The 15,907-nt window shown below is 63.2% G+C and carries 14 protein-coding genes; 9 read left to right on the top strand and 5 right to left on the bottom strand.

Going from position 1 to position 15,907, the window contains the following annotated elements; translation table 11 throughout:
• Nucleotides 1-226: 226 nt before the first annotated feature.
• From AC0L2V_RS19400 to AC0L2V_RS19370, 7 genes are read left to right on the top strand one after another with little or no spacing between them, the layout of a single operon-like run.
• A complete protein-coding gene (locus tag AC0L2V_RS19400; protein WP_473513434.1) occupies nt 227-1,207 on the top strand; it encodes an ABC transporter permease in 981 nt (326 codons plus the stop codon).
• The gene (locus AC0L2V_RS19395) at nt 1,207-2,133 is read left to right on the top strand and encodes an ABC transporter permease (RefSeq protein WP_473520932.1); all 927 of its coding nucleotides are present in this window, start codon (nt 1,207-1,209) and stop codon (nt 2,131-2,133) included. The genes AC0L2V_RS19400 and AC0L2V_RS19395 overlap by 1 nt, the downstream gene beginning before the upstream one ends.
• Nucleotides 2,130-3,953 (top strand): dipeptide ABC transporter ATP-binding protein, encoded by a 1,824-nt coding sequence (locus AC0L2V_RS19390; RefSeq protein ID WP_473520931.1) that lies wholly within the window; start codon nt 2,130-2,132, stop codon nt 3,951-3,953. Before AC0L2V_RS19395 ends, AC0L2V_RS19390 begins: the two co-directional genes overlap by 4 nt.
• A gap of 45 nt (nt 3,954-3,998) precedes the next feature.
• Nucleotides 3,999-4,760: a DeoR/GlpR family DNA-binding transcription regulator gene (locus tag AC0L2V_RS19385; protein ID WP_128184062.1), complete on the top strand. Its 762-nt coding sequence runs from the start codon at nt 3,999-4,001 to the stop codon at nt 4,758-4,760.
• Nucleotides 4,753-6,033 (top strand): allantoate amidohydrolase, encoded by a 1,281-nt coding sequence (locus AC0L2V_RS19380; protein ID WP_473513431.1) that lies wholly within the window; start codon nt 4,753-4,755, stop codon nt 6,031-6,033. Before AC0L2V_RS19385 ends, AC0L2V_RS19380 begins: the two co-directional genes overlap by 8 nt.
• Before the next feature lie 10 nt (nt 6,034-6,043).
• Nucleotides 6,044-7,009 (top strand): phosphotransferase, encoded by a 966-nt coding sequence (locus AC0L2V_RS19375; RefSeq protein ID WP_473520930.1) that lies wholly within the window; start codon nt 6,044-6,046, stop codon nt 7,007-7,009.
• Nucleotides 7,010-7,031: 22 nt separating this feature from the next.
• Nucleotides 7,032-7,973: a phosphotransferase gene (locus AC0L2V_RS19370; protein WP_473513428.1), complete on the top strand. Its 942-nt coding sequence runs from the start codon at nt 7,032-7,034 to the stop codon at nt 7,971-7,973.
• A 131-nt stretch (nt 7,974-8,104) separates the two neighbouring features.
• Here AC0L2V_RS19370 and AC0L2V_RS19365 read toward each other — a convergent pair whose 3' ends face one another.
• Genes AC0L2V_RS19365 through AC0L2V_RS19355 form a run of 3 tightly spaced genes read right to left on the bottom strand, consistent with a single transcriptional unit; the run spans nt 8,105 to nt 11,673 of the window.
• Nucleotides 8,105-8,929 carry an alpha/beta hydrolase gene (locus AC0L2V_RS19365; protein ID WP_473513426.1) on the bottom strand — a complete coding sequence of 275 codons (825 nt, stop codon included), beginning with the start codon at nt 8,927-8,929 and terminating at the stop codon, nt 8,105-8,107.
• Between the two features lie 11 nt (nt 8,930-8,940).
• Nucleotides 8,941-10,428 carry an NAD-dependent succinate-semialdehyde dehydrogenase gene (locus tag AC0L2V_RS19360; RefSeq protein WP_473513425.1) on the bottom strand — a complete coding sequence of 496 codons (1,488 nt, stop codon included), beginning with the start codon at nt 10,426-10,428 and terminating at the stop codon, nt 8,941-8,943.
• Nucleotides 10,429-10,446: 18 nt separating this feature from the next.
• A complete protein-coding gene (locus AC0L2V_RS19355) occupies nt 10,447-11,673 on the bottom strand; it encodes an iron-containing alcohol dehydrogenase (RefSeq protein ID WP_473520929.1) in 1,227 nt (408 codons plus the stop codon).
• Nucleotides 11,674-11,815: 142 nt separating this feature from the next.
• On the opposite strand from AC0L2V_RS19355, the gene AC0L2V_RS19350 reads away from it, so the two are divergent.
• Together AC0L2V_RS19350 and AC0L2V_RS19345 are read left to right on the top strand one after the other, a co-directional pair.
• On the top strand, nt 11,816-12,517 hold the full coding sequence (locus AC0L2V_RS19350) for a GntR family transcriptional regulator (protein ID WP_473513421.1): 702 nt from the start codon (nt 11,816-11,818) through the stop codon (nt 12,515-12,517).
• A 62-nt stretch (nt 12,518-12,579) separates the two neighbouring features.
• A complete protein-coding gene (locus AC0L2V_RS19345) occupies nt 12,580-13,173 on the top strand; it encodes a DJ-1/PfpI family protein (protein WP_023797753.1) in 594 nt (197 codons plus the stop codon).
• 86 nt (nt 13,174-13,259) lie between these two features.
• Here the strand turns inward: AC0L2V_RS19345 and AC0L2V_RS19340 are convergent, their stop codons facing one another.
• A complete protein-coding gene (locus AC0L2V_RS19340) occupies nt 13,260-14,783 on the bottom strand; it encodes a xylulokinase (protein WP_473520928.1) in 1,524 nt (507 codons plus the stop codon).
• Nucleotides 14,784-14,865: 82 nt separating this feature from the next.
• Nucleotides 14,866-15,834, bottom strand: a complete 969-nt coding sequence (locus tag AC0L2V_RS19335; protein WP_473520927.1) for a shikimate dehydrogenase — start codon at nt 15,832-15,834, stop codon at nt 14,866-14,868.
• Nucleotides 15,835-15,907 lie beyond the last annotated feature (73 nt).

The following is a 15,907-nucleotide window of genomic DNA, read 5'->3' as shown; positions in this document are numbered from 1 at the left end:
CCTTCTCCCCTTGTGGGAGAAGGTGGATTGGCGCGCAGCGCCAAGACGGAAGAGGGGTGCTGGCCGGAGCGCTGTTGGTGCCAAGCTGGAACGCCCATCCGACCGAGCGGAGCCTGTCCTCGGGCTTGCCGAAGGCAAGCCCCGTGGGCTCGGCCACCTTCTCCCACAAGGGGAGAAGGAGAGCCGCACGACCGATCCGCAGGGCTTTGCGCCGCAGGAGATTGGAATGTTCATCATTAGCTTTCTTGTCCGCCGCCTGGCCCAGGGTGCGCTGATCATTTTTCTTGTAACGCTGCTGATTTTCACCCTGCTTCGCGTCGTTCCTGGCGACCCCGTCCGGTTGATGGCGGGCGGAATGGCGCCCGAGGCGCTGATCGAGCAGATCGCCAAGGAGATGGGACTTCGCGATCCGGTGCTGGTTCAATTCGGGCGCTATATGAGCGGCGTCGTCAGGGGCGACCTCGGCCAGTCGTTCGTTCGGCCGGCCAGCGGCGCCTCGACCGGCGGGTCCAGTTTCGGGGATGCCACGCGCGGCGAGCGCGCCAATGTGCTCACCCTTATCGGCGAAACCCTGCCGATGACGCTGCAGCTCGCCCTTCTGGCGATCGTGTTCGCGATGCTCTTTTCGTTTCTGGTCGGCATCCCGGCCGGATTGTCTCCCGGGCGATGGCCGGACAAGATCGCTTTTTACGTGTCGTCGATCTTCATATCCCTGCCGGGCTTCTGGCTCGGCATCGTGCTTGCGCTGCTGCTTTCCGTGAAGCTCGGATGGCTGCCGGCGATCGGCTACAAGGGCTTTGCCTACACGATCCTGCCGGCAATCGTGCTGGCTGTCGAACTTTCGCCGGTTCTTATCCGGACGCTGACCGGCTCGATTTCCTCGGCAATGATGATGCCGTTCATTGCAGTCGGCCGCGTGCGCGGACTCAGCCAGCGTCGGATCATCTTCGCGCATGCTCTGCGCAACGCCTCGGTACCGCTGCTCAATCTTCTCGGCATCCAGATCAGCGGCCTGCTCGGCGGCGTGCTCGTCATCGAATTCATCTTCGACTACCCCGGACTAGGCCTTCTGACCATCAACGCCGTGCTGCAGCGTGACTTTCCGCTGATTCAGGGCATCGCGATCGTCACCAGCGCCATCTTCGTCCTGATCAACATCGCGGTCGATCTGATCGCGACGCTGATCGATCCGAGACTGGAATACTGATGAGCGTTGCGCAAACCAGTCTGAGCCTGAAGGCAACTGCGCCGGAAGCGCAGCGCGGCGCTTCCCTGTCCCGGCGGATATGGAAGGTGGCGCTGGCGTCGAACGAGTTCCGGGTCGGCCTCGTGATCTTCGCCATACTGGGTCTTGCGGCGCTGCTCTACCCGGCCTTGAGCGAGATCGACCCCACCAAGATGAACGTCGCCGGCCGTTTGCAGTCGCCGCCCTTCCTCGGCGACAAATGGAACTGGGCGGCACCGCTTGGCACCGATCAGATCGGTCGCGACATGCTCGTGCGCAGTCTGGTGGGCTTGCGTTATTCCCTGCTGATCGGCCTGTCCACCGTGGTGGTGATGCTGATCATCGGCTGCTCGCTCGGCACGCTCGCCGGCTACTATGGCGGCAGGATCGACATGGTGATCATGCGGATCACCGACGCGCAGCTCTCCATTCCGATGATCATCCTCGCAATCACCGTTCTGGGGGTATCGCGGCCGACGATCCCGGCCATCATCCTTGTGCTCGGTCTTTCGAGCTGGCCGGTCTATGCCCGCGTCACGCGCAGCGTCGTGATGACCGAACGCAAGAGCGAATATGTGCGCGCCGCCCAGGTCAGCGGCGCTTCGGATTTTCGCATCATGGTCTGGCTGCTCGCGCCGCTGGTGCTGCCGCCGATCATCTTCGTGTCGGTGCTCGACGTAGCGCGCATGATGATCTTCGAGTCGATCCTCGGCTTCATCGGCCTCGGCGTGCAGCCTCCGACGCCGACCTTCGGCAACATCATCGCCGATGGCAGGAAGTACCTGCTCAATGCGTGGTGGATCGCCACGATGCCGGGGGTGTTCCTGTGCCTTACCCTGACCAGCATCAATCTCATGGGCGCTTCGCTCGAACGGGCCCGCAATCGGATCTACGGAGGCGTGTCGTGAACAGCAGCCCGGTCCTGTCGGTCAAAAATCTCGGCGTGGAAGTGGGCACGGGGGCGGGCGTCCGGCCGGTGCTCTCCGATGTGAGTTTCGATCTCGCCCCGCGTGAAATCGTCGGCATCATCGGGGCCAGCGGTTCGGGCAAGACCGTTCTGGCGCGAGCTCTGGTCAACTGGATCGACCCGCCGCTGCGCATCTCGTCCGGCTCGCTCGAGTACAAGTCGCAGAACATTCTCGACTTGGCCGGCGGACGGATGCGCCTGCTGCGCAGGGAGATCGCCTATGTCGGTGCCAACCCTATGGGAGCGCTGGATCCGACTTTGCCAGTCGGCCGCCAGATCGTCGAGAAGCTGAGCGCCGTAGTGCCCGGCATCGATCCCACGGAAGCCCGCAAGCGGGTCATAGATCTTCTTGGAGCGGTCCGCATTCCCTCGCCACGACTACGTTTCGACGAGTACCCCTCGCAGTTCAGCGGCGGCATGATGCAGCGAGCGCTGATCGTCGACGCTTTGATCAGCAATCCAGCTTTTCTCGTTGCCGACAACGTCACCCAGCCGCTCGATGTGACAGTCGCAGCGCAGGTCTTGCGTCTGATGCGCGAGTTGACGGAGCGTTTCGACACCGCGGTGGTGTTCGTTTCCTCTTCGCTGCCGATGGTCAAGGAGGCGGCCGATCAGGTCCTGGTGCTGTCCGAAGGCAGGATCGTCGAGCGCAACACCCCGCAGCGGCTCATCGACGCGCCGCAGCATCCCTATACGTTGCAGTTGATCAGCCAGATACCAAAAATCTGGTCGAGCGAAGCGGTCGCGGTTCCACGTACCCCGAACGCGGCCAGGCCAACGATCAGCATACGCGACGCCACCCGCACCTACCGTGTCCGCAAACGGGGAACGTTCGCTGCCCACAGCGAGGTCCGCGCCGTGCGCAATGTCACCTTCGACGTCATGCCGGGCGAGAATTTCGGCGTGGTCGGCGAGTCCGGCTGCGGCAAGTCCACCCTGATGCGGCTTCTCAGCCGCCTGGAGTTTCCGGACAGCGGCAGCGTCATCTGCGATGGCCAGGATCTCTCGAAACTGAGGGGAAAGATGCTGCTGAAGTTCCGGCGCGATTTTCAGCTCGTGCTGCAGGATCCGTTCAACTCGCTGCCGCCGCGGACATCGATCGGCGCGATCCTGGAGGATCCGCTGCGCGTGCACGGCATGGGCAATGCGAAGGAGATACGCGATCGCGTCCTGGCGGTCATGGCCGAGGTCGAGCTTCCCGCGAACCTCTACGATGAGTTGCCGCTTGGGCTCAGCGCCGGCCAGCGTCAACGCGTCAATGTCGCCCGCGCCATGGTGCTCGAGCCGAAGGTGCTCATCATGGACGAGACGCTGTCGTCGCTTGACCAGACCGAGCAGTTCCGCCTGCTGGCGCTGTTCGAAAAACTGCAGGCCCAGCACGGCCTGACCTACGTCTTCATTTCGCATGACCTGGCAATGGTCCGCCGCGTCTGCAACCGGGTTGCCGTGATGTATCTCGGCGAGGTGGTCGAGATCGCCGACAATGAGCGTCTTTTCTTCGATCCCGGGCATCCGTACACGAAGGCGCTGTTGAGCGCGGTTCCAACACTGGAGGAGCGCCGCTACAAGCCGGAGGACTGCCTGCTCGAAGGAGAGCCGCCGAGCCCGATCGACCTGCCGCCGGGTTGCAGTTTCGCCAGCCGCTGTCCGCATGCCTTCGACAGGTGCCATGCCGAGAGCCCGACGCTGACGGTGCGAAATCACGGCGAGTTGGCGGCCTGCTTCCTCGTTGAAAGACAGGGGGCCCGCGCCGCCGCATGATCGACAAAAAACGGGGAGGAACATACCGATGGAAGCGAGATCTGCATGAGCGATCCTGAAGATCGCTTGCAATACGCACTTGCCGAACTCGAGACGCACGGGCGCGTGTCGGTGCAGGCACTCGCCGAGCATTTCCATGTCAGCCGGGAAACGGTGCGTCGCGACCTGAAGCAACTGGAACTCGAGGGGCACCTGCGCTGCATCTATGGCGGTGGCGTCAAGCCGCGCCCGGACGCCGACGAGCCCATCGCCGACCGGATGCGGCTGAACGCGCGCGAAAAGGCGCGTATCGCCGAATGCGCGGCGACCCTGCTCAGAGACCATATCAAGATCTTCGTCGACACCGGCACGACGACGCTGGCGTTCGCCAAGCATCTGAGGAACTGGCCTGATATCACCGTCTACACCAACTCGCTCGACATCGTCGCGCTGCTCGCCGATGCCGGACATCCCAATCTCGTGGCGGTCGGCGGCGACGTCAGGGCGAGCTACCGCGCTTTCATGGGGCAGGATCCGGTCGATCTCGTCACGCGGCATCTGTTCGACATCGCCTTCGTCAGCATTGCAACCGTCGACAGCAGGTTCGGCTTCATGGACCTCGGACAGGACGAGGCGAACATTCGCCGCGCGCTGCGAAAGCACTCCAAACAGTGCGTCATGCTGGCCGACAGCAGCAAGTTCGGCCGGCAGGGCTCCATCTGCACATACGAATTCCGGGACGTCGACATCCTGATCACCGACGCTCCCCTCAAGGCGGACTTCGCCGCACAAATGGATCAGGCGCAGGTAAAGGTGCTCTATGCTTGAAATTCGTAAGGACCCATCGGCTTTTCCCGACATCGACGCCGAAGCCCTCCATCGGATGATGGATGAGGTTTCCGCCTTCGGCGGTGGTCCGGACGGCTCAATGACGCGACTGACCCTGTCCCGCGAGGATGGACTGGCACGCGACTGGTTGGCTGCATGGTTTGCGCAGGAAGGCCTGCGCCTTGAGGTCGATGCGATCGGCAACATGTACGGTTTCCTCGACTGGGCCGGCAGGGATGCGCCCTGGATCATGTGCGGGTCGCATCTCGACAGTCAGCCGAATGGTGGCCGTTTCGACGGCGCCTATGGAGTGATCGCAGCCTGCAGCGCGATAGAGGCGATCCGGCGCCGGGTGACTGAAACCGGCTTCACGCCGAAATGCAACTTCGTCATCGTCAACTGGACCAACGAGGAAGGTGCGCGATTCCAGCCCAGCCTGCTTGGCAGCAGCGTCAATTCCGGCGAGATCGACCTCGATTTCGCGCTGGCGCGCCGGGACGGTTCCGGCGTTTCGGTGGCCGAGGCGCTGTCGGAAATCGGCTATGCGGGCGAAGCCGCTCGCGTGGTGCCGGACGCCCTGATCGAGATCCACATCGAAGGTTCCGCCCATCTCGAGAAGGCCGGCCTGCGGATCGGCGCATTCACCCGTTTTTGGGGCGCCGTCAAATATCGCCTCGCTTATCTCGGCCGGCAGGCCCACACCGGCCCCACACCGATGGCCGAGCGGCAGGATGCGCTGCTCGCTGCCGCCTATCTGATTGCCGAACTCAGGGACATGGCCGACAAGGCCGCTCCGGATCTGCACACCTCGGCGGCGCGGCTGGAAGTCCATCCCAATTCGCCGAACGTGGTGCCGGCAGAGGCGGTGATGTTCATCGAACTGCGGTCGGGAAGCGCCGAGCTTCTGGCGTCGGCCGAAGCGGAGCTCAAGCAGAAGATCGCAGCCTGCGCCGGGCGCGCCAACGCGTCTTTCGAAGTCCGATCCATAGACCGGAGGCGAGCAGGAGAATTCGACGCCGGGCTGATCGACCTGGCCGAACAGACCGCCAAATCGCTCGGGCAGACGGTGCTGCGGCTCGACACGATCGGTGGGCACGACGCCGTCAGCATGTCGGCGGTGACGCCGGCGATCGTCATCGGGGTGCCGAGCGTCGGCGGTGTCATCCACCATCCGACGGAGTTTACCACGCCCGAGGACCGGCTCCTGGGGACGGAACTGCTCGCGGGGATGCTGTGGCGGTTCTGCGTTGACGGCAACATCCTGAAGAACTGAGGGACAGACAATGAAGACACTCGGCGAAGCCTCGACCCCCGCGGAAGTTCGTGCCGAGGCTGCGCTCACTGCTGTTGCGGCCTGGACGGGAAAACAGATTGGCTTTACCTCAGCTACTCCGGGTACCGCATCGCCCTCGCATCGCGGCGTCGACAGCGAAGCATGGCTGGTGGCGGTCGATCAGCCGTCTCCGGCCTATTTCCTGAAGATCGTGAACTCGGACCAGAAGGCGTTCGTCGATCTGGAGGCCGTGTTTGAAGCCGCCTCGATCGCGGCCGGACTGGGCTGCACGCCAAGTCCGCGGCATCTTGCGCGAGACGCCGACGCGATCATCTTCGATCTCCTGCCGCCCGGTTGGAAAACAGCGCGCATGGACGATCTGCGGCGGGCGGACGTGATGGAACAGGTCATCGCGCTTAAAAAGGCGATCCACGGGGCGCGGCCATTCACTTTGTCCTGGACGGTATTCGACAGGATCCGGGTGTTGGACAATGCCTGCCAAGCCGCTGACGTCGACCACCCGGACGATCTTTGGTGGATGCTCGACGGCGTCGGCGAGATCGAGCGCGCGATCACGGCTGCGGGTTACGATGTCCGGCCGAGCCACGCCGACGGCCTCGCCTCCAACGTCATGATAAGCCAGGACGGGGCGGTTCAGCTCGTCGATTTCGACGAAGCCCGCAATGTCGACCCGCTCTACGAGATCGGCATTCTTCTCAACGAGGCATTTCCATTCGAAGAAGAGATGCGGCCGGCGCTTGAGGTGTTCGAGGGGTCCTTCCGTCAGGCTTCCCTCGACCGCTGCCGTGCCTATGCGGCGGCCGACGATCTGATGTGGGGGCTCTGGGGGATGCTTATGAACTCGACATCGCCGCGCGGCGACATCGAGTTTCTGAAATACGCGCAGTGGCGCCTGCTGCGCTGCCGGATGGCCCTTCGCCATCCGGACTTCCAATTGAAATTGAGACGGCTTTGAGCGGCTGCGAGGAGGGCCCTACATGATTGAGAAGCGGGCGGGCGAGGCGGTAAGCGAAGCCGAGCGGGAGATCGAGGCCGTCATCTGTGCCGTCGAACCATGGGCCGGCCGCGATCTCCGCTACGGGCCGGTGCATGGCGGCATCAGCAATTCCAATTGGCGCGTTCGCATCGCCGGACAGGCAGGGAGCTATTTCGTGAAGGTTCCGGGCCGCGGCACCGAGATGTTCATCGACCGAAAGGCGGCGGCGGAGGCGAGCCGGCGTGCGCACTCGCTCGGTATCGGTCCCGCAGTCTACGGCTATCTGGACGAACGCGGCGTCGAGATCGCCGATTTCATGGAGGGGCGGCGCTCCTGTACCAACCGCGATTTTCTCGATCCGGATGTACGTCGCTCGGTGCTGGGTCTCTATCGGCGCTTCAACGATTCGGGCCTGCTGTCGCTGACCAAGACCGTCTTCGACATGATTGACGAGCATGTCGATCAGGTGCGTAAACTCGGAGGCGCACTGCCCGCGGATTTTGTTTGGCTGCATCGCCAGTACCGGCTGGCGCGGGCGGCGCTCGAGGCTTCAGGCATCGACCTGGTGCCGTGCTTCAACGATCCGATGCCGGGAAACTTCATGATCGCGCCCGACCGGTCGATGATGCTGATCGATTACGAGTATGCGGCAAACAACGATCGCTGTTACGAACTCGGCATCTGGTGCGGAGAAATGTTCTTCTCCGATGCGGTCGAGGCCGAGGTGATCGAGGAATATTTCGGCAGGTTTGATCCACGGTTGAAAGCTCGCCTGGTCGTGCACAAGATGCTTGCCGACGTGAAGTGGGGAACCTGGGCGATGGTGCAGAACGTCGTGTCGGCGCTCGATTTCGATTTCTACAAATACGGGGCATGGAAATACATGCGCGCGCGCTCGGTGATGCAGACCCCGCAATGGGTCGAGCATCTCAGGGCGGTCTGACGAGTGTCTCTGGCGGAGCAATTCCGACCAGTGATGAGCCAAAGACGGGCGTCCGTCTGCAGCACTGCAGGTTGGAATGCAGACGCCCTTGCGGTAAGCCGCAATGGGTGATGGCCGGCATGTCTGCTGGGTCAACGATCGTCGTTAGCAATCAGTTTCGTCAGGCAAACCCCCGCCTGGCTCCGGGGCATGCCGAGATCTCTGACACTGTCCATGTGGTTGCGGTTGGCGAGAACAAGCGACGTTACCGGCGAACCCTGCTGCAGCAGGTGCTCCTTGAATCGATCTGCCTGCTGATGGAAAGGCGGCGTCTCGTTGGCTCCGACCAGAACCATCGCCCTGGTTTGAGGATCATGCCGATGGGCAAGCGGTGTAAACCTGGCGACTTCCTCATCGGTGATTGCAATCTCGTTGGCGAGAAAGGAATTTTGGAGCGGTTTCAAATCGTAGAGCCCGCCGAGCAGAAGGGCTGCCCGCACATTGGAGGGGGTATGCTCGTTGTTGAACAGGAACGTTGAAAGATGTGCCCCGGCCGAATGACCGCTGACGGTCAGGTTTGCCGGGTCTCCGCCATGGTCGGCGATATGGGCCAGAACCCACTGCTTGGCGCGGCGCACCTGGTCGACGATCGTCGCCATCCTGACCTTGGGCATCAGAGCATAGTCGACGATGGCGGCAATCGCACCGGCCCGGGTAATCGTCGCCGCGACATATGAATAGTCACGCTTGGAGAACATCCTCCAGTAGCCGCCATGGATGAACATGTGCACCGGCAGGCGGCTTCGTTTGCCCGGGGGAAAGAACAGGTCGATGGTTTCGGTCCGATCCGGCCCATAGGCAATGTCCGCTGTCATCGGGATGGTTGCGCGGACGGCCTCGCTGCGGTGAACGATGTCCTGGACGATTTGATCGAAATCGGCGACATGGTCGCGGATGCGGAACGGATCGTTTTGCACTTTTCCTCCGCTCAGATGCTGATGGCGAGGTATTTCGCCTCCATGAACTCGGCAATGCCGTGATGCTGGCCGCCCTCGCGGCCGAGGCCGCTCTGCTTGACCCCGCCGAACGGTGCTGCCGGATCGGACATCAAGCCGCGGTTGAGAGCGACCATCCCGGCTTCGATCCTGGATGCCACCCGCATTCCACGCGCAAGATCGCGCGTGTAGATGTAGGCGGCAAGACCGTATTCGGTGTCGTTGGCACGCGCGATGATTTCGGCTTCCGTTTCGAAGCTCGAGATCGGCGCCACCGGCCCAAAAATTTCCTCGTGCGCCATCTCCGCCTCGGCCGGGACGTCGCAGAGCACGGTCGGCGGATAATAGTATCCCGTTCCCAAGCCTGCCTTGCCTCCGCACAGCACCCGCGCGCCACGGGCGACAGCATCGTTGACCAGACGGTCGATCTTGTCGACGGCCTTCCTGGTGATCATCGGCCCGCATTCCGTGGCCGCGTCCGTTCCAGCGCCGATCTTGAGTGCCGACATCCGCCTGGCGAGGCTTTCGCAAAACGCATCGTAAACGCCGGACTGGACATAGATGCGGTTTGCGGCCGTGCAGGCCTCGCCGGCGTTGCGCATCTTCGCCACCATCGCCCCACCGACCGCCGCGTCGAGATCCGCGTCATCGAACACAAGGAATGGCGCGTTGCCGCCAAGCTCCATCGAACACGAGACCACGTGCTTTGCGGCCTCGGCCAGCAGAACGCGCCCGACAGAAGTCGAGCCGGTGAAGGAGAGTTTGCGCACCCGCGGATCGGCTAGCAGCGCGGCCGTCACCGGACCGGGATTGGAGGTTGTCAGAACGTTGACAACCCCTGGCGGAACACCTGCTTCTTCATAGAGCGCGGCGAGCGCGTAGGCGGTGAGCGGGGTCTCGCTGGCCGGCTTCAAAATCACCGTGCACCCGGCAGCCAGGGCGGGCGCGATCTTGCGCGTCGCCATGGCGGCAGGAAAATTCCAGGGTGTGACAAGGACGCAGATGCCGATCGGCTCGTAGTCGACGACGATGCGGTTGGTGCCGGAAGGCGCCATCCCGAATTCGCCGGAGATGCGAACCGCTTCCTCGGCATTCCAGCGAAAGAATTCCGCGGCATAGGCGATCTCGCCACGCGCGTCCCGCAGCGCCTTGCCGTTTTCCAGCGAGATCAGGGTGGCCAGCGTCTCGCAACGCTGCGTCATCAGCTCGAAGCAACGCCTGAGGATTTCGGAACGCTTGCGGGGCGCCATCGTGCGCCAGCCATCGGCGGCGTTGGCCGCAGCCTCGACGGCCGCCGCGGCATCTTCGATCGTCGCATCGGGAACCGCAGCGATCACCGCTTCCGTGGAAGGGTCGACAACCCCGATTTCCCTGCCGTCGGCGGATTGCCGCCATTGGCCGCCAATATACAAGCCGTGCGAGAATCTATGGAAGCCGGCAGTGTCCTGCTCGTCGTCCAGCGCCTGATGAGATATGTTCATGGCCTGCTCCTCGATTGCTCACATGACACAGGCGGCGAGGTCGCCATCATAGGCGGCCTGGATCAGGCCGCGCATGGCCGCCAGATCGAATGGACGCGGATTGTTCTTGATGAGACGGTCGATGCCGAGCGCCTGTTCGGCCGTCCAATCGAGCCTGTCGGCGGGAAGCCCGAGCCTGGCCAGCGTAGGCGTAATCCCGATCGCTGCAAACAGCCGGCCGATCTCGTCGATCGTCGCGTCGGCCATCTCAGCGGTGCTCCGGTCCCTGCCGTCGAGACCAAGGGCAAGGCCGATCTCGGTCATCTCGGCGGCCGTGGCGGCCCGGTTGTACTTCATGACATACGGCAGCATGGTGGCGACACCCAGCCCGTGAGCGGTGTGGGTAAGCGCGCCGACCGGATATTGCACCGCGTGCGCCGCCGCCGTTCCGGCCGTCCCGAACGCACAGCCGGCTGCAAGCGCGCCCATCATCACATCGGCGCGAGCGTCCTCGTCGGCGGGGTCGCGGCAGGCCTTCTCGAGACTGCGGCCAAGCAGCTTGATCGCGAGCAGCGCAAAATGATCGGTCAGCGCGCTCTTGCCGATGAAGACATGCTGTTGCGGCAGGCCGGGGTCGGTGCCGCGCCTGGCGGCGGTAAAAGCCTCGACCGCATGGGTCAGCGCGTCTGCGCCGGCGATCGCCGTCAGCCCCGGGGGACATGTCATCGTCAGTTCCGGGTCGCAGATGGCGGCTGCCGCGATCAGATGCGGGCTGGAGATGCCTACCTTCATGGTGCGATCCGGATCCGAAATCACCGCGACAGGGGTCACTTCCGAGCCGGTACCGGCTGTCGTTGGCACCGCGATCAGCGGCAGCGTCGGTCCGGGCACCTTGAACTCGCCGTAGTAGTCCTCGAGCAGGCCGCCGTGACTGATGAGCAAAGCGGCGCATTTGGCCATGTCGAGACAACTGCCGCCGCCGATGCCGATCACCATGTCGGGCGCAAAATCCCGCGCCTCCTCGACGCAGACGGCAACCGTGTCGCGCGGCACATCGGGCTGCACACGGTCGTGCACCAGCACAGCGATCGATGCGCCCTCGAGCGCCGCGATGATCTCGGCGAAGGCGACAGTTGCGGCAAAGCGCTCGTCCGTGCAGACGAGAGCGCGACGGCCGAGCCTGGCCGCAACGGTTGCAATGACATGGCGCTGGCCCTTGCCGAAGAGGATTTCACGCGGCAGCCTTATGGCAGCGAAAAGGCTCATGGTCTTGCGTCCCTCGATGATGGTGGAAAGGCGAAAGCTCGCCGAACTCGGTCCTAAAGGTATCCTCTATTAAATCGTATAGGATATAGGATTGTATTGAACGGAGCATCGTGTTAGCCAGTGATCCTGTCAAGAGGCAAAGATGCAGGTCACGAACGCAAGCAATGCCCGAGAAGTCGACCCCGCCAGCGGGCGCATCCAGCGATCCACCAGCCTGGTGGAGGACGTGTATGAAGCGATCTTCGCGCAACTCATGGCGCTGAAGATCGCGCCTGGCTCACGGATCACCGTCGACAGCCTGGTCAAGGAACTTGACGTATCGCACACGCCGATCCGTGAAGCGCTTGGCCGCCTCGAAGGCGAAGGACTTGTGCTGAAGACACATTTGATCGGCTACCGCGCTGCGCCGCAGATAACCAGGCGCCGATTTGACGAACTCTACGAGCTTCGCCTGCTGCTCGAGCCGCATGCGGCGGCCAAAGCAGCCGCATCGATGGATGAGACGAAACTTGCGGTGCTTGAGGAGTCCGCAGGCGGCATGGCGCGCCGCGAAGGCAAGGATGAACGCCTGCGTTACTCCAATTTCGCGCGGCAGGACGCCATTTTCCACGACCGGATCATGGAATTTGCCAACAATGGCCTCGTGCGCGAGACCCTCGCGTTCCAGCATACCCACTTCCATATCTTCCGCCTGATGTTCCATTCGCGCGTCACCGAGGAAGCGCTCGACGAGCATCAGGCCATCCTGGCCGCCTTCGCCGCCTCCGACCCCGTGGCGGCGGAACAGGCGATGCGCCGTCATATCGAGCATTCCCGTGATCGTTTGTTGCCGGCGTTCGATTGAGACCCGCGCCGCCGGCGAGTGCAACGCCCGCCCGCCTTCCATTCCAAAACGAGGAACCGACCATGCCAGGCAAGAAAATACTGATGTTGACCGGTGAGTTCACCGAAGAATACGAGATCTTCGTCTATCAGCAGGCGATGGAGGCGGTCGGCCACATCGTCCATGTCGTATGTCCTGACAAGAACGCTGGCGACCTGATCAAGACGTCGCTTCACGATTTCGAGGGTGACCAGACCTACACCGAAAAACCCGGCCACTATGCCTTGCTGAACAAGACCTTTTCGGAGGCGGAAAGGCAGCTCGACCAGTATCATGCCGTCTATTGCGCCGGCGGCCGTGGCCCCGAGTACATCCGCACCGACAAGCGTGTGCAGGCGATGGTTCGCCATTTCCACGAGACCAGGAAGCCGATCTTTACCATCTGCCATGGCGTCCAGATCCTGATCGCCGTCGACGGCGTCGTGCGTGGCAAGAAAGTAGGTGCGCTGGCCGCCTGCGAGCCGGAAGTGACGCTGGCCGGTGGAACCTATATCGACCTGTCGCCGACGGAGGCCTATGTCGACGGAACGATGGTCTCGGCAAAGGGCTGGACCGCACTAGCCGCGTTCATCCGCGAGTGCCTGAAGGTGCTGGGAACGGAAATCCGCCACAGCTGAAGTCAATCGTCCGATGCATTCACGACGGGATGCGTCTTGATGCCAGGTCTGTCGCTGTAGTCAGGGCTCGGCAGGCTTGAGATGCGTCACGGCTGCGTCGGCCGCGTGGCGGCCGCCAGTGCGTCGATGTCGTCGTAGAGCGCCTGGCTGTGATGGTAGAGCTGCTCGAAAACCGGTTGGGTGCGGCTGTAGGTCTCGGCCCATCCGGGGTCCGGCAGGATTTCGGCGTCGTAGCTCACAAAGCGCTCGGCCGCCTGGTCGACGCGCGAGAAGCGGCCTGTCGCCGTCGCGGCCATCGCGGCGCAGCCGACAATGCCGCATTCGGGCTCCCGCGGGACCAGGATCGGAATGTTGAAGGCACTGGCCTTGATCTTCAGCCACAGTTCGGTGCGCGCCCCGCCACCGGCGGCGATGACGCGCTCCAGCGGCCTGTTCGACGCCTGTTCCATGATGCGGATGTGGCGCGTCATGGCAAAGGCGATGCCTTCCAGGATCGAGCGGTGCAGATGCTCCATGCCATGCCCGGCGCCCAATCCGAAGAACTGTGCGCGGGCGTTGCGATGACGCCCCAGGCGTTCCCCGGTGAGAAAGGGCATGAAGAGCAGCGCGTCGCAACCGGCCGGCGCCTCGGCGGCGCGGGCGACGATCTCGTCGTAGGACAGCGCGTTGCCGTGGAAGGCACGGCGTGCCCAGCGCATGCCGTCGCCGCCGGTCTCCAGCAGCACGAATTGCGCCCAGTTGCCTTCGACCGTCGCAACGTTCGAGATTTCCGGGTCAAGCAGCGGCTTCTCCGCGATAACAGTGATGATGGCGCCCGTGCCGGTGCTGTCGGAACCCATTCCCGGGCGACAGGCGCCTGAGCCGAGCAGTGCCACCGGATAGTCGGCGCCACCGACCAGCACCGGGGTTCCAGAGCGCAGGCCGGTGTCGAGGGCCGCCTGTTCGGTGACGTGGCCGACGACATCCAGCGGATTGCGGATCGGCGGCAGCTTGGCGGCATCGAGACCCATGCGCTCGATCATCGCCGACGACCAGTCGAGCCGCTCCGGGTTCATCAGGAAGCTGCAGGACGCGTCGCCTGTATCCATGGCGATCTCGCCGGTCAGCCGGTAGTTGATGTAATCCTTCGGCATGATGGCGACTGCGCTGCGGGCGTATGCGGCGGGATCGTTGTCTCGGACCCATTGCAGTTTGAAGCCCGGCCATGCCGGGGTCGGCGTGTTGCCGCTTTCGGGCAGGTAGCTGTCCGGCTGGTTCGCTTGCTCGAAGCGACGGACGAGATCGACGGTGCGCTTGTCGTTCCAGAGCGGTGCCGTGTCGCGCGTCAGCGCTCCGTGCGCGTCGAGCAGGACCAGCCCGTGCATCTGCCCGCAGACGCAGATGGCAGAGATGTTTTCGCGGGCGCCTTCGATGCGGTCCAGCACCGTCTTGACGCTCGCTCGCGCACCTTCCCACCAGTCGAGCGGCCGCTGTTCGGCCCAGCCGAATTCCGGCACGATCTGGTCGTGCTCGCGCGACGCAAGCTCGAGGATCTTGCCGGCGACATCGATCAGTGCGGCGCGGACGCTGCCGGTGCCGACGTCGATGGCGAGGAAAAGCTCGCCGCTCATTTCGGAAGAGTCCTGAGATGGGCAAACATGTGATCCTCTGTCTATCGGTCAGAGCGAGCGCGGCGTGACGAGACGCACGGCATCAGCCTTTCGCCGCTTCGATGGCGATGCGCGACATCGCGTCGAAATCCGGCCCGGACACCGGGATCGCGATGTCGAAGACCTCTGCGATCACCTGCGTCCAGCCATGCAGGAAATATGTCCAACCATCCTCGATCTGCAACTGCTGTCGGGCCTGCTGCCGCCTTGCCTGGTCGAGGAAGATCAGGTCGCCGCGATAGTTGAGATCCCAGGCAATGCCGCGCTTGGGGAACATGCCGTCACCGGTAATCGGCGAGCCGGGCGCGTCCTTGCCAAGTCCGGTCGCGTTGATCGCCAGCGAGCCTGGTTTCAGCGCCGCCAACGTCTCGTCATTGATCTCGGGTCGGTCTGCCAGGACATATTCGATCTCGACCGTCGACATCATGTCTTTGTGGATGCGCTCGATTTCATCGAGACGCGGCTGCCAACGGTCGCTGACAATGATGCGCGAAGGCAAGTCGGCGCCACGCTGCTTGCGCATCAGGTGCCAGGTGATTGCTATCGTCGATCCGCCGGCGCCCATCGACAGGACTTCCGCGCCGGTGTCCGCAAAATATCCCGCCGGAATGAAACCGTCTATCGCAAGGCCCGAAGAGATCGGATCCTTGGCATGGCAGACGAGTTTTCCGCCCCGCTTCGACAGGCAACTGGTCTCGTGCATCAGGCGGGCGTGCGGATCGATCACATCGAACAGGTCGCGCGCTGCGTTGAAAAGATCGATCTTGTGCGTGGTGACCAGCGCGCCAAGCGACTGCGGGTCGGATTTTATGAAGGAGACGACCTCACGGTAGGCCTCCAGATCAGCATGGAGTGGAAAGTCGATGCCCCTGAGAACCGCATCCTTGAGAACCGCTTCCTTCAGCCCGAGGTGGCGCGCCCATGCGGGGAAAACCCGCATGATCGAGCTGCTCCTCGTCGTGACGCCGATAAAGTAGAATGTCGGCTGGGTGGCCGGCCGATAGCGGCTCATTCGCCATTCTCCCGGATTTTCTCCGCGCGCAGTGCAGCAATGCTAAATGAAGCAGCGATCTCGTAGCGAGCCT

The organism is Mesorhizobium sp. WSM4814 (assembly GCF_055811595.1).
This window is presented reverse-complemented; position numbering and strand designations above follow the sequence as displayed.

Bases quoted from the DNA above. Each gene is read 5' to 3' on its own strand.
- AC0L2V_RS19400 (WP_473513434.1), top strand. From the start codon at position 227: ATGTTCATCATTAGCTTTCTTGTCCGCCGCCTGGCCCAGGGTGCGCTG.
- AC0L2V_RS19395 (WP_473520932.1), top strand. From the start codon at position 1,207: ATGAGCGTTGCGCAAACCAGTCTGAGCCTGAAGGCAACTGCGCCGGAA.
- AC0L2V_RS19385 (WP_128184062.1), top strand. From the start codon at position 3,999: ATGAGCGATCCTGAAGATCGCTTGCAATACGCACTTGCCGAACTCGAG.
- AC0L2V_RS19380 (WP_473513431.1), top strand. From the start codon at position 4,753: ATGCTTGAAATTCGTAAGGACCCATCGGCTTTTCCCGACATCGACGCC.
- AC0L2V_RS19375 (WP_473520930.1), top strand. From the start codon at position 6,044: ATGAAGACACTCGGCGAAGCCTCGACCCCCGCGGAAGTTCGTGCCGAG.
- AC0L2V_RS19370 (WP_473513428.1), top strand. From the start codon at position 7,032: ATGATTGAGAAGCGGGCGGGCGAGGCGGTAAGCGAAGCCGAGCGGGAG.
- AC0L2V_RS19360 (WP_473513425.1), bottom strand. From the start codon at position 10,428: ATGAACATATCTCATCAGGCGCTGGACGACGAGCAGGACACTGCCGGC.
- AC0L2V_RS19355 (WP_473520929.1), bottom strand. From the start codon at position 11,673: ATGAGCCTTTTCGCTGCCATAAGGCTGCCGCGTGAAATCCTCTTCGGC.
- AC0L2V_RS19350 (WP_473513421.1), top strand. From the start codon at position 11,816: ATGCAGGTCACGAACGCAAGCAATGCCCGAGAAGTCGACCCCGCCAGC.
- AC0L2V_RS19345 (WP_023797753.1), top strand. From the start codon at position 12,580: ATGCCAGGCAAGAAAATACTGATGTTGACCGGTGAGTTCACCGAAGAA.
- AC0L2V_RS19340 (WP_473520928.1), bottom strand. From the start codon at position 14,783: ATGAGCGGCGAGCTTTTCCTCGCCATCGACGTCGGCACCGGCAGCGTC.
- AC0L2V_RS19335 (WP_473520927.1), bottom strand. From the start codon at position 15,834: ATGAGCCGCTATCGGCCGGCCACCCAGCCGACATTCTACTTTATCGGC.